Origin of the sequence: Mycobacterium sp. SA01 (assembly GCF_041287105.1) — a bacterium.
Taxonomy (GTDB): Bacteria; Actinomycetota; Actinomycetes; order Mycobacteriales; family Mycobacteriaceae; genus Mycobacterium.
This window is the reverse complement of the sequence record NZ_JBGGNO010000022.1, coordinates 26,206-38,382: the sequence shown is the minus strand read 5'-3', so window position 1 is coordinate 38,382 and position 12,177 is coordinate 26,206. Positions and strand designations below refer to the sequence as shown.

Annotated in this window: 13 protein-coding genes; 10 read left to right on the top strand and 3 right to left on the bottom strand. The window is 67.0% G+C overall.

Annotation, left to right across the window (positions count from 1 at the left end):
• Positions 1–153: 153 nt before the first annotated feature.
• From infC to AB4879_RS26255, 8 genes are all read left to right on the top strand, one after another.
• Positions 154–756, top strand: a complete 603-nt coding sequence (infC, locus tag AB4879_RS26290) for a translation initiation factor IF-3 (RefSeq protein WP_102809438.1) — start codon at positions 154–156, stop codon at positions 754–756.
• Positions 757–785: 29 nt separating this feature from the next.
• On the top strand, positions 786–980 hold the full coding sequence (gene rpmI, locus AB4879_RS26285; RefSeq protein ID WP_036344784.1) for a 50S ribosomal protein L35: 195 nt from the start codon (positions 786–788) through the stop codon (positions 978–980).
• 48 nt (positions 981–1,028) lie between these two features.
• A complete protein-coding gene (rplT, locus tag AB4879_RS26280) occupies positions 1,029–1,418 on the top strand; it encodes a 50S ribosomal protein L20 (RefSeq protein WP_011780528.1) in 390 nt (129 codons plus the stop codon).
• 1 nt (position 1,419) lies between these two features.
• Positions 1,420–2,235, top strand: a complete 816-nt coding sequence (locus AB4879_RS26275; RefSeq protein WP_370510226.1) for a TrmH family RNA methyltransferase — start codon at positions 1,420–1,422, stop codon at positions 2,233–2,235.
• Positions 2,232–4,511: a xanthine dehydrogenase family protein molybdopterin-binding subunit gene (locus AB4879_RS26270; RefSeq protein ID WP_370509939.1), complete on the top strand. Its 2,280-nt coding sequence runs from the start codon at positions 2,232–2,234 to the stop codon at positions 4,509–4,511. Before AB4879_RS26275 ends, AB4879_RS26270 begins: the two co-directional genes overlap by 4 nt.
• A complete protein-coding gene (locus AB4879_RS26265; protein ID WP_370509938.1) occupies positions 4,511–5,050 on the top strand; it encodes a (2Fe-2S)-binding protein in 540 nt (179 codons plus the stop codon). The genes AB4879_RS26270 and AB4879_RS26265 overlap by 1 nt, the downstream gene beginning before the upstream one ends.
• A complete protein-coding gene (locus AB4879_RS26260) occupies positions 5,047–6,048 on the top strand; it encodes a xanthine dehydrogenase family protein subunit M (RefSeq protein ID WP_370509937.1) in 1,002 nt (333 codons plus the stop codon). Before AB4879_RS26265 ends, AB4879_RS26260 begins: the two co-directional genes overlap by 4 nt.
• 63 nt (positions 6,049–6,111) lie before the next feature.
• Positions 6,112–6,435, top strand: coding sequence for a hypothetical protein (locus AB4879_RS26255; protein ID WP_370509936.1), 324 nt, complete (start codon positions 6,112–6,114; stop codon positions 6,433–6,435).
• Between the two features lie 28 nt (positions 6,436–6,463).
• On the opposite strand, the gene AB4879_RS26250 is transcribed toward AB4879_RS26255, so the two are convergent.
• The gene (locus AB4879_RS26250; protein WP_370509935.1) at positions 6,464–7,699 is read right to left on the bottom strand and encodes an acyl-CoA dehydrogenase family protein; all 1,236 of its coding nucleotides are present in this window, start codon (positions 7,697–7,699) and stop codon (positions 6,464–6,466) included.
• A 12-nt stretch (positions 7,700–7,711) separates the two neighbouring features.
• Positions 7,712–8,734: an oxygenase MpaB family protein gene (locus AB4879_RS26245; RefSeq protein ID WP_370509934.1), complete on the bottom strand. Its 1,023-nt coding sequence runs from the start codon at positions 8,732–8,734 to the stop codon at positions 7,712–7,714.
• Between the two features lie 188 nt (positions 8,735–8,922).
• Between AB4879_RS26245 and AB4879_RS26240 the strand changes: the two genes are divergently transcribed.
• Entirely contained in the window at positions 8,923–9,768 is an 846-nt protein-coding gene (locus AB4879_RS26240; protein ID WP_370510225.1) for an adenylate/guanylate cyclase domain-containing protein, read from the top strand.
• Between the two features lie 9 nt (positions 9,769–9,777).
• Positions 9,778–10,569, top strand: a complete 792-nt coding sequence (locus AB4879_RS26235) for a rhomboid-like protein (RefSeq protein WP_370509933.1) — start codon at positions 9,778–9,780, stop codon at positions 10,567–10,569.
• On the opposite strand, the gene AB4879_RS26230 is transcribed toward AB4879_RS26235, so the two are convergent.
• Complete coding sequence (locus tag AB4879_RS26230) at positions 10,570–12,150, bottom strand: FMN-binding glutamate synthase family protein (RefSeq protein WP_370509932.1); 1,581 nt, start codon at positions 12,148–12,150, stop codon at positions 10,570–10,572.
• Positions 12,151–12,177: the final 27 nt, after the last annotated feature.

The following is a 12,177-nucleotide window of genomic DNA, read 5'->3' as shown; positions in this document are numbered from 1 at the left end:
GTTCTGCGGTTTCGCAGGCGGCGTCAGCCGTGATCGGTCGGCACTGGGCCCTGTTACATGCAGGGCCTTCTCGCTGATGGCGTGGTTTTCTCCCCGGCTGTTTCCTTGTGACATCGCGGTGGTCCGAAAAGGAAACCGAACCAGGGAGGCCCCATCAGCACTGAGACCCGTGTCAACGAGCGCATCCGCGTACCTGAAGTCCGACTGATCGGACCCGGCGGGGAGCAGGTAGGCATCGTGCGCATCGAAGACGCTCTTCGCGTCGCCGCGGATGCCGATCTTGACCTCGTCGAAGTAGCCCCCGACGCCAAGCCGCCGGTTTGCAAGATCATGGACTACGGCAAGTTCAAGTACGAGACAGCCCAGAAGGCGCGCGAGTCCCGCAAGAACCAGCAGCAGACCGTCGTCAAGGAGCAGAAGCTCCGGCCCAAGATCGACCCGCACGACTACGAGACCAAAAAGGGTCACGTGATCCGCTTCCTCGAAGCCGGGTCCAAGGTCAAGGTCACGATCATGTTCCGCGGCCGCGAGCAGTCGCGACCGGAACTGGGGTTCCGACTCCTGCAGCGGCTGGGTGCCGATGTCGCCGATTACGGCTTCATCGAGACCTCCGCCAAGCAGGACGGCCGCAACATGACGATGGTGCTGGCACCCCACCGCGGCGCGAAGACTCGCGCCAAGGCGGCGCACGACGCCGACGCCCCCGCGGGGCGCCCGGCCGAGGCGCAACCCACCGACCAAGACACCACCAATTAGGCCCCGAGACTACGTAGAACTGAGGACCAATGCCCAAGGCCAAGACTCATAGCGGAGCATCGAAGCGCTTCCGCAAGACCGGCACCGGGAAGATCGTGCGGCAGAAGGCGAACCGTCGCCACCTGCTCGAGCACAAGGCCACCAAGCGCACCCGTCGCCTGGACGGTCGCACCGTGGTGGCGGCCAACGACGCCAAGCGCGTCAACGCGATGCTGAACGGCTAAGCGCCGTAACCCTCAACTTTCTGACCGAACGAGAATAGGAACACCCCAATGGCACGCGTGAAGCGCGCACTCAATGCCCAGAAGAAGCGGCGCACAGTACTCAAGGCGTCGAAGGGCTACCGCGGCCAGCGCTCGCGGCTCTACCGCAAAGCCAAAGAGCAGCAGCTGCATTCGCTGACCTACGCCTACCGGGACCGTCGTGCCCGCAAGGGTGAGTTCCGCAAGCTGTGGATCTCCCGCATCAACGCGGCTGCCCGCGCCAATGACATCACCTACAACCGGTTGATCCAGGGCCTGAAGGCCGCCGGTGTCGAGGTCGACCGCAAGAACCTCGCCGAGATCGCCGTCAGCGATCCCGCCGCGTTCACCGCGCTGGTCGAGGTCGCCAAGGCTGCGCTGCCGGAGGACGTCAACGCTCCCTCCGGTGAAGCCGCCTGACATTTCGGAGTCAGAGGCACTCACTGAACGATCCGCCCGGGTGGCGGCTGCAGTAAAACTGCAGCGCCACACCGGGCGTCGTCGTGCTGGGCGCTTTTTGGCCGAGGGGCCCAACCTGGTCGAGGCTGCGGGCCGGCGTGGACTGGTGATCGAGGTGTTCGCCACCGATGCCGCCGTGCAGCGCCATGCCCGGTTGCTCACCGGGTTGACTGTCCACCGGGTGACCGAGCGTGCGGCCAAAGCGCTCTCGGAGACGGTGACGCCCTCGGGGCTGGTCGCGGTGTGTACGGCGCCCGACGGCGATATCGATGCGGTGCTGGCTGACCAGCCGCCGTTGGTGGTGGTGGCGGTCGAACTGTCGGAGCCGGGTAACGCCGGAACCCTGATCCGGTTGGCCGACGCGATGGGAGCCGCGGCGGTGGTGTTCGCCGGGCACAGTGTGGATCCCTACAACGGCAAGGTTTTACGGTCCTCGGCGGGAAGCATCTTCGCGGTGCCGGTGGTGGTCGCCGATGATCCGGAGAATGTTTTCGCCCGGTTGCGCGGCGCGGGCCTGCAGGTGCTGGCGACGACGCTGGACGGCGAGATGAGCCTGGACGACGCCGATCCGGTCCTGGCCGCGCCGACCGCCTGGGTGTTCGGGCCAGAAGCGCAGGGCCTGTCGGCTGAGGTTGCCGCGCTGGCCGACCGGCGGGTGACGATCCCGATGACCGGCGGCGCTGAAAGCCTGAATGTTGCTGCCGCTGCGGCTATTTGCCTGTATCAGAGCGCGCGTGTCCAGCGCGCCGGCGACAGCTCATGCACAATGGCGGAATGAGTTCGGCTCGGCACATCGGACTACCAGTCACCCGGATCGAGGGTCGGGACAAGGTGACCGGGCGTGCCCGCTACACGGCCGACACCGTCGTGGACGGGGTGGCCTATGCCACGGTGGTGCAGTCCGGGATCGCCCGTGGCGCCGTGACCGTCGAATCGCTGCGGGAGAGCGCAGCACGCGCGGCCGCGGCACCGGGCGTGCTGCACGTGGTGACTCCGTTGAACTGTCCCGTGCTGCATCGGCTGCCGGATGACGTCACGTTCGACCTGCCGATGGAGCGCCGGCCGCCGCTGTCGGATCTGACGGTCCAGCACGTCGGCCAGCACATGGCCGTGGTGGTGGCCGATTCGCCGGAAAACGCCACCCATGCGGCATCGTTGTTCAACCTGCGTTACGAGGTGCAACCGGCTGCGTTGGCCATCGACGAGGTGCTCGGCGCCACCCCGGCACCGGATGAGAAGGACGGCCAGATCCGTTACGGCAGTTACCTTCCGGATCACTTCGTGAAGCTGGATGAGGAGAAACTGCAGGACCATCGCGGACCCGGTGACGAACCGACCGGCGCGGCACGCGTCGATGTCAGTTACACGACACCGCTCAATGCGCACTATCCGATCGAACTCTCGGCGACCATCGCGGCGTGGGACGGCGATCAGCTCACCGTGCATGACACGACTCGGTGGATCACGGGTGAACGTGCGGCGCTGGCCGCCTACCTGGGCATCCCGGAACCTCACGTCCGGGTGATCGCACCCCTGGTCGGCGGCGCGTTCGGGTCGAAAAGCTTTCTGTGGATGCATGTGGTGTTGTGCGCGGTCGCCGCGCGGGAGATCGGGCGTCCGGTCAAACTCGTCCTCACCCGCGACCAGATGTTCTCCTCGACCGGGCATCGGCCTCGGACCCGCCAGCAGATCCGGCTGGTCGCAAGCGATGACGGCGCGCTTCGCAGCGTCGAGCATCACACGGTCACCGAGACGTCCACGGTGGCGCACTTCTGCGAGCCGGCCGGGCTGTCCAGCCGCATCCTCTACCAGACACCGCGACTGGTGGTCTCCCACCGGACCGCTCGAATCAACGCTCCCACACCATGTTTCATGCGCGGACCGGGGGAGGCGCCCGGACTTTTCGCGTTGGAATCCGCGATGGACGAACTCGCCGTCGACCTCGGTATGGACCCGTTGGAACTCCGCATCCGCAACCACGCCGATGCCGACCAGGCCAGCGGCAAACCATGGTCGGGTAAGCATCTCCTGGACTGTTACGACCTCGGGGCGCGGCGGTTCGGCTGGGATAAGCGTCCTCTGCACCCGCGATCCTTGTCCGACAACGGGATTCAACTCGGCTGGGGCATGGCCACCGCGACGTATCCGGGTCGTCGGATGCCGGCCTCGTGCAGCGTGACCACTGCCGCTGACGGTTCGGTGCGGTTCGCCTCGGCCACCCACGAGATCGGCACCGGGGTGCGCACCGTGATGTGTCAGGTCGCCGCCGACGCCACGGGTCTGTCGTTGTCGTCCGTCACATTCGATTCCGGCGACTCGGTGTTTCCGGATGCCCCGTACAGCGGGGCGTCGCAGACCACGGCCACGGTCGGGTCGGTCGTCCATGCCGCGGCCACCCGATGGGGAGACCGGTTGCGCGCATTGCTGGCTGCCGATGAGAGCTCACCGTTCCACCGGGCAGGCGACATCCGGTTGGTCGACGGCGATGTGGTCTCCGCGGGCCACCGGATGGCGGTCGCCGAGGTGATCGCGAACGGTGGACAGCATTACCTGGATGAGCTGAGTTTCACCGCCTCGGTCGACGGCGGTCAGCAGCGCGACACCGTCTCGCAGTCGTTCGGCGCGCACTTCTGCGAAGTCGAGGTCGACGAGGTGATCGGACGGGCGACGGTGACCCGCTGGGTTGCGGTGATGGACTGCGGCCGCGTCCTCAACCCCGTACTGGCCCGCAATCAGGTGATGGGCGGCATCACGTTCGGCGTCGGGATGGCGCTGCTGGAGCAGGTGCCGTACGACACCCGGACCTCGCAACTCATCGGTGAGTACTACGTCCCGACGCACGCCGACCGGCCTGACTTCGACATCACGTTCATCGACGAGCCCGACCTCGGCCTGGACCCGATCGGCGTCCGCGGCATCGGTGAGATCGGCGCCTGCGGCGTCGCCGCGGCGGTGGCCAACGCGATTTTTCACGCCACCGGCCGCAGGATCCGCGACCTGCCGATCACAGTGGAACAGTTGATGATTCACGACGTCGCGAGTCAGGGGAGCTGATGGTATCCGAACACGGGATCGCCCTTCGCATCAACGGGACGCTGCACGAGATCACCGTCGACGTCCGGACCACACTGCTGGACCTGCTGCGTGAGCGGCTTGGGATGACCGGCACCAAGAAGGGGTGCGACCACGGCTTGTGCGGCGCCTGTACGGTGGCCGTCGACGGCGAGCGGATCGTCAGCTGCCTGGCGCTGGCCGTGTCGGTGGACGGGTCGGCGGTGACGACAATCGAAGGGATCGGGAGCGACGATGCACTCGATCCGGTGCAAGAGGCCTTCCTCGACCACGACGGGTTCCAGTGCGGCTATTGCACTCCGGGCCAGATCTCGTCGGCGCATGCCATGCTGCGTGAGCACGCCCGCGGCGATCTGTCCGCGGCGTCGTTCGACGGTGACCGCGACGCCGCGCTCGCGGGTCGCCCGGGGCTGACCGAGCACGAGATCCGGGACCGGATGGCGGGCAACATCTGCCGATGCGGCGCCTACTCGAACATCGTCGATGCCGTCGCTGCAGCCGCGAAGGTGACGTCGCAGTGAAAACCTTCGACTTCCGGCGTGCGGTGTCGGTCGACGACGCGATCCGTTCCGTCGTCGAGACCGGCGGCGCGTACCTCGCCGGTGGCACGAACCTGGTCGACCTGATGAAAAACGGTGTGCTGCAGCCATCGGCGCTCGTCGACGTTCGGCGCGTCGGGTTGACCTCGGTGGTGAGTACCGACGCCGGCGGTGTGCGCATCGGTTCCGGGGTCACCAACACCGCGTTGGCCAACCATCCGTTGATTCGGCGCCAGTACCCGGTGTTGTCGCACGCGATTCTCAGCGGTGCCACCACGCAGTTGCGCAACATGGCGACCGTGGGTGGCAACCTGCTGCAACGGACCCGCTGCCCGTACTTCATGCAAACCGAATTCGACCGCTGCAACAAACGGGTGGCCGGATCGGGATGCTCGGCACTCGAGGGGTTCAACCGCGAACATGCGCTGTTCGGGGGCAGCGAGCGGTGCGTGGCGACCAATCCCTCCGACATGGCCGTGGCGCTGGCGATCCTCGACGCCGTCGTCCATGTGCGGGGCCCAGACGGCGCCCGCAGTATCCCGATCGAGGACTTCTTCACGCTGCCCGAAGATACCCCGGATCGCGAAAATTGTTTGCGGACAGCAGAACTCATCACCGCTGTCGAGCTGCCGCCGTCCGCGTTCGCGGCGCACTCCTGGTACCTCAAGCTGCGTGATCGACACAGCTACGCCTTTGCGCTGGTGTCGGCGGCGGTAGGAGTCGAGCTGGTCGACGGGGTGATCGCATCCGCAGCGATCGCGTTGGGCGGCGTCGCCCCGCGGCCGTGGCGGGTGCCCGCGGCCGAAGCGGCGTTGGTCGGCCTGCGGCCCGAGGATGCGGCGCTGCGAAGGGCCGGCGAGCAGGCGATGGCAGGCGCCCGGCCGCTGAGCCAGAATGCGTTCAAGGTCGCGCTCGGGCGCAGCGCGGTGCATCGGGCCCTGGTCCGGGCACTCGGTACGGGCGGGGGGCCGGCCCACTAGGGTTGGTGCCCGCCTCCGAGCGACAATCCAGTCCGTGTCAGTGTGCTGTGCCACGGTGGCGGCATGGCCGACTCACTACTGCTGCGAGGGACAAATCTCCGCTACGTGCTAACCCGATATCTGCAGCTCAACGGTCCCACGACTGTTGCAGACTTGGTCGTGGCGCTCGACGACTGGGGCTTTGCCGTCGCCGGCAGGCCGTCCAAGGCGATCTCGGACGCGCTGCGATGGGAGCGGGTCCACGACCGAGTCCGTCCCCTCGGCCGCGGACGATATGCGGCCAAGTGGGGGATCCCGCGCGGAACGGAGCACCGCATACATCAGCGGGTCGCGGCGCTGCGGGCGCAAGCCCGCCACCTGTCGCTCGGAGGCGGGCACCAACCCTGATGCTCATGCCAGACGGCCCCGTGGGAGCTCAGGCCCCGAGCAGCCCCTTGGCCACGTGGGTGATCTGCACCTCGTTGCTGCCGGCATAGATCATCAGCGACTTCGCGTCGCGGGCAAGCTGTTCCACCCGGTATTCGGTCATGTACCCGTTACCGCCGAACAGCTGGATCGCTTCCATCGCCACATCGGTGGCAGCCTGCGAGCAGTAGTACTTCATCGCCGACGCCTCGGACAGCGAGATCGGCGTGCCGGTCTGCCCGCATTCGATCACCCGGAACAGCATGTTGCGCACGTTCATTCGCGCCACCTCCATGTTGGCCAGCTTGAGCTGGATCAACTGGAATTGCCCGATCTCCTTGCCCCACAACGTGCGTGTCTTGGCGTAATCGGTGCACAACCGCAGGCATTCCTCGATCACCCCGAGCGCCATCGACACCACACCGATCCGCTCCGCGGCGAAACTCGATCGGGCACTGTCACGGCCGTCGCCGGACTTGTTCTCCTCGGTCTCGCCCAGCAGCCGGTCGCGACCGAGCCGCACGTTGTTGAAGAACAGCTCACCGGTGCGCGAGCTGTGAATCCCCATCTTGCGGAACGGCTTCGCCTGAACAAAGCCTTCCATTCCACGGTCCAACACGAAGGTCAGCACCTTGCGATCCCGCTTGTCGGCGCCGTCGCCCTCGTCCAGCTTGGCGTACACCACGACGACGTCGGCGTCGGGTCCGTTGGTGATGAACGTCTTCTGCCCGTTGAGGATGTAGTCATCTCCGTCGCGCACCACGTACGACTTCATGCCGCCGAACGCATCCGAACCCGAATCCGGCTCGGTGATCGCCCATGCACCGATCTTGTCGTAGGTCACCAGCTCCGGCAGCCAGCGCTCCTGCTGGGCCAGCGTGCCGCGGCTCTGGATCGTCGGGACCGTGAGTCCCAGGCTGACACCCATCCCGGTGACCAGGCCCATGCTGACCCGGCACAGCTCACTGATCAGGACGAAACCCATTCCGGCCGAGCCACCGTCGCCGAACATGCCACCACCGCCGCCGGACTTCGACTCGGAGCCGGCCCGCAGCCGGTCCAGGCGCTTGTCCAGCGACTCGCGCGCCATCTCGGCAATACCGAAGGTGGCGAACAGTTTGCGGATGATGGGGTACGGCTCCATATCGCCGCTCTCCAGCTCGTCGAGGTGCGGGCGCACCTCTTTGTCGACGAACTCACGGACGGCGTCGCGCACAGCGATATCGACGTCGGACCATTCGATCATGGGTTCTCCGGTTCAGGCGGCGGCGGAACGTCCTCGGGCGGGCCGCAAACCGGCGAGTGAGAACGTCGTGTGAACCAGCGACCCCGCACGCGCGACGAGGCTCTTGGTCCGAGGGACATAGTGCATGGACAGCCCACGGCGATCTTTAGGGGGTGCCATGAAGCCGGGCGCTTCGACCAGCGGCGCGTCCGCGGGAAGGTGTCCCGAGGCGCGCCGGTAGGCCGACAGCGCGCGGGGGTGCAGCCGGATCTCGTCGGGCACCGCCCAGAACGCGACCTCGACCGCCTTGCCGAGTAACCGCAGCACCACCTCGTCGCCGGGCGTCCAGCGCATTCCGGCCTTCTCGCGGACCACCGGGTCGAACAATCCGGCGGCGATCCACCGCTGGCCGGCCACCATCGGCTTGAACAACTGATCCCACACTGGAGTCGGCATCAAGACGAACTTCGGCTTCGGGATGCGGATATCGAAGATGTCGAGCGTCGCCCGGTTGATCTCCAATTCGTCGCGGCACACCCGGTCCCAGTACTCGCAGAAGTCCTCCCAGGTTTCCGGGACCGGCTTCATGCTCATGCCGTACATCGCGTACCACTGCACGTGTTCGTCGAACAGCTGGCGCTTTTCGGCCTCGGTCAGGCCGCCGCAGAAGTATTCGGCCACCTTCAGGATCAACATGAAGAAGGTGGCGTGCGCCCAGTAGAACGTTTCGGGGTCCAGCGCGTGATAGCGCCGGCCCGCGGCGTCGACGCCCTTGATACCGCGGTGGAACCCCTTGATCTGCTCGCCGGTCAGACGGGCTCGGTCCCCGTCGTACACCACGCCCATGATCGGATACACCGACCGGGCGACCCGCTGAAGCGGCTCGCGGTGCAGGATCGAGTGTTCTTCCACTCCGGCGCCCAGCTGCGGGTACATGTTCTGCAGCGAGCCGATCCACACCCCGAGCATCCCGGTGCGCAGATCGCCGAAGTATTTCCACGTCAGGGAGTCCGGCCCGAGCGGCTCGGCGCTATTTTCGGTCGACGTTGACCTCATTGCCTAACGATAGGACTGACAACGAGTGTTGTCTACGACGGCGATGAAGCTGTGACCAGTCGTTTGGCATAGCGAGACGTCGACCGCGTCACACCTGGTTGGCCGCCCGAAAAGCGTTGCCTAGGCTTGATCTTGTGGACGTCGAGCCGTTCGACGATCAACCCGATTCCCTCGTTGACGTCAACCAACTGGTGCGGCCCGGGCGTGGGCCCGCGGCATGGTGGCACAACACCAATCACAACCCCGGTGTCATCGCCCTCGTTCGTCGTGCCCGGCGGATGCTGCCCGGCGATCCCGACTTCGGCGACCCGCTGTCCGCGGCGGGCGATGGCGGGGCTCGTGCCGCCGCGCGGGCCGCCGACCGGCTGTTGCGTGACCGTGAGGCAGCCACCCGCGAGGTGAGCTTGGCCACACTGCAGATCTGGCAGGCGCTCACCGAACGCGTGTCCGGGCGCCCCGCCAACCCTGAGGTCACGCTGGTCTTCACCGACCTGGTGGGCTTCTCCAGTTGGTCGCTGCAGGCCGGTGACGACGCCACCTTGCGGCTGCTGCGCCGCGTCGCTCAGGTCGTCGAACCGCCGCTGCTCGACGCCGGCGGCCACATCGTCAAGCGGATGGGCGACGGCATCATGGCCGTCTTCGCCGACCCCGCGACCGCCGTGCGCGCCACCATGGCGGCCCGCGAGGCGGTCCGAACAGTCGAGGTAGACGGCTATACGCCGCGTATGCGCGCCGGGATCCACACCGGCAGGCCGCAGCGCATCGGCTCGGACTGGCTCGGCGTCGACGTCAACATCGCCGCCCGGGTGATGGACCGCGCGACCCGGGGCGGATTGGTCGTATCGGGGGAGACGCTGGAAAGCATCAGCCCCGACGAACTCGACGCGCTGGGCGTCACGGTCAAGCGGATCAGGCGTCAGGTGTTCGCCCCGCGCGCCACCGGAGTGCCGACCGATCTGGCGATGTACCGGCTCAAAACCCGCAGGGATCTGCCAGTCGAGGACGATGGAGACGATCTCGAAGCCCAGGCATAGTGGATGGAGATGGTCGTTTCACTGTTGAGGAGGCTGGTCCGCCTCCGAGTCACCCTTGGTTACACCGCCGCGCTCGTGGCGGTGGCGGCCGTGCTGCTGGCGCTCGGGCCGCACTTCCGTGAACAGGTCATCTGGCATGCGAGCACCAACCTGCACAATCTCGCGCACGGCCGTCTCGGCACGCTGATCGGCAGCGCGTTCGTCACCGAGACCGGACCCATCTATGTCTGGCTGCCCGGCTTGTTCGCGATCCTCGGCCTGGCCGAGCTGTTGTGGCACAGCCGCCGGATGGTGGTGGCGTTCGTCGTCGGCCATGTCGGTGCGACGCTGCTGGTCGCAGCGGGCCTGGCAGGCGCGCTGGCCGCCGGGTTGGCATCGTGGTCGATCGTCAACGCCACCGACGTCGGCATGAGCTACGGGGCTGTCGGTGTCCTCGGCGCGTTGACCGCGGCGATCCCGCGCCAGTGGCGCGCGGCCTGGACCGGATGGTGGCTGGCGGTCGCGGTCGGTTCGGCCGTCGGAACTTTCGGTGACTTCACCAACGTCGGCCACGGCGTGGCACTGGTTCTCGGCATGGTGGTCGGCACCCGATTCGGCCATCCCGCGCAGTGGACCACCGCGCGCTATGCGCTGCTCGCTGTGGCGGCGGCGTTCGGCTACCTGATCATGGCCAACACCGGGTTGTCGATCCTCACGACATCGACGCTGGGCGTGCTGGGCGCAGTGACCGCGGCGCACGTTTCGCGTCGGCGCGCGGTGCGCAGGGCGTTGATCGTCGCGCCCTCGCCGCAGCCCGCCTAGTTAGCGGAATTCCTCGGCGCAGGCCTCGATCCAGTCCGACCGCCACGACTCCGGTGGATCCTCGAGCAGCTCCCCGGGCATCAACCAGTCGTATATCTCGGCGTAGGTGCGGGTGCGCTGACCCTCGATGCGGCGGTTGAGCATCGACGGCTCCAGCTCGTCGAATCCGTTGAGTCCCATGGAGGCGACGATCTGGGCGGCGCTGGCCACCGTCGCGCGTTGGAAGTTGACCACCCGCTCGGTCTTGTCGGGAACATAGAGCGCCCGGGCCCTGGCCTTATCCTGGGTGGTGACACCGGTCGGGCATCTGTTGGTGTTGCACTTCATCGCCTGAATGCACCCGATCGCGAACATCATCGCTCGGGCGGACATCGTGAAATCCGCACCCTGGCAGATGCGGCTGACGATGTCGACCCCGCTGGCGACCTTGCCCGAGGCCCCGACCCTGATGTGGCGGCGCAACCCGGTGCCGACCAGGCAGTTGTGCACCAGCATCAGTCCCTCCGTCAGTGGCATGCCGACGTGATCCTCGAATTCCTGTGGCGCCGCACCGGTTCCGCCCTCAGAGCCGTCGACGATGATGAAGTCCGGCGTGATCCCGGTGTGCAGAATGGCCTTGCAGATCGACAGGAATTCGGTGCGCGCGCCGATGCACAGTTTGAACCCGACCGGCTTACCGCCGGACAGGCTGCGCAGCGTCGCGATGAAGTGCAGCATCTCCAGCGGGGTGCTGAATGCGGTGTGCGCGGGCGGGGACACCACCGTCTGCCCGATCGGCACGCCACGGGTGGCGGCGATCTCCGCACTCACCTTGGCGCCGGGCAGCACCCCGCCGAGGCCGGGCTTGGCGCCCTGGGACAGCTTGATCGAGATCGCTTTCACCGTCGGCAAGGCTGCCTTCTCCTCGAACAGTCCGGCGTCGAAGTGGCCGCCGGCGTCGCGGCAACCGAAATAGCCGGAGCCGATCTCCCAGATCAGATCGCCGCCGTGCTTGAGGTGATAGGGGCTGATGCCGCCCTCGCCGGTGTCGTGGGCGAATCCGCCGCGGGCGGCGCCGCCGTTGAGGGCCTCGATCGCATTTCCCGACAGCGCACCGAAGCTCATCGCCGAGACGTTCAGCAGCGCGATGTCGTAGGGGACCCCACAGTCCGGACCGCCCAGCCGCACCCGGGGTGGCAGTTCGGACGCGAAATGGGCCCGCAGGGAGTGGCGGAGGAATTCGTAACCCAGTGCGTTGACGTCCCGTTCGGTGCCGAACGGCTCATCGCTCTTGGTGCCCTTCGCCCGTTCGTAGACCATGTCACGGGTCTCTCGATCGAACGGACTGGCCTCGGTGTTCGACTCGATGAAGTACTGCCTGATCTCGGGGCGCAGCGCCTCGGCGAGCCAGCGGGCGTGCGCGAGCACCGGGTAAGACCGCAGGAGGGTGTGCCGGGTCTGCAGCAGGTCCCAGGTGCCCAATGCCGCGATCGCCCCCATCGGCGCGGCGATCAGCCACCACCAGGGGCTGAATGCCAGTGCGAGCCCCGCGGCGGCCAGCGCCACCACCCACAGGGACGTGACGGCGAGGGCTCTGAGCATCGGGCTCCCTTGAGGGTGAAATGCCTG

Bases quoted from the DNA above. Each gene is read 5' to 3' on its own strand.
- AB4879_RS26230 (WP_370509932.1), bottom strand. From the start codon at position 12,150: ATGCTCAGAGCCCTCGCCGTCACGTCCCTGTGGGTGGTGGCGCTGGCC.
- AB4879_RS26250 (WP_370509935.1), bottom strand. From the start codon at position 7,699: ATGATCGAATGGTCCGACGTCGATATCGCTGTGCGCGACGCCGTCCGT.
- AB4879_RS26265 (WP_370509938.1), top strand. From the start codon at position 4,511: ATGGTATCCGAACACGGGATCGCCCTTCGCATCAACGGGACGCTGCAC.
- AB4879_RS26235 (WP_370509933.1), top strand. From the start codon at position 9,778: ATGGTCGTTTCACTGTTGAGGAGGCTGGTCCGCCTCCGAGTCACCCTT.
- AB4879_RS26245 (WP_370509934.1), bottom strand. From the start codon at position 8,734: ATGAGGTCAACGTCGACCGAAAATAGCGCCGAGCCGCTCGGGCCGGAC.
- rplT (WP_011780528.1), top strand. From the start codon at position 1,029: ATGGCACGCGTGAAGCGCGCACTCAATGCCCAGAAGAAGCGGCGCACA.
- AB4879_RS26270 (WP_370509939.1), top strand. From the start codon at position 2,232: ATGAGTTCGGCTCGGCACATCGGACTACCAGTCACCCGGATCGAGGGT.
- rpmI (WP_036344784.1), top strand. From the start codon at position 786: ATGCCCAAGGCCAAGACTCATAGCGGAGCATCGAAGCGCTTCCGCAAG.
- AB4879_RS26255 (WP_370509936.1), top strand. From the start codon at position 6,112: ATGGCCGACTCACTACTGCTGCGAGGGACAAATCTCCGCTACGTGCTA.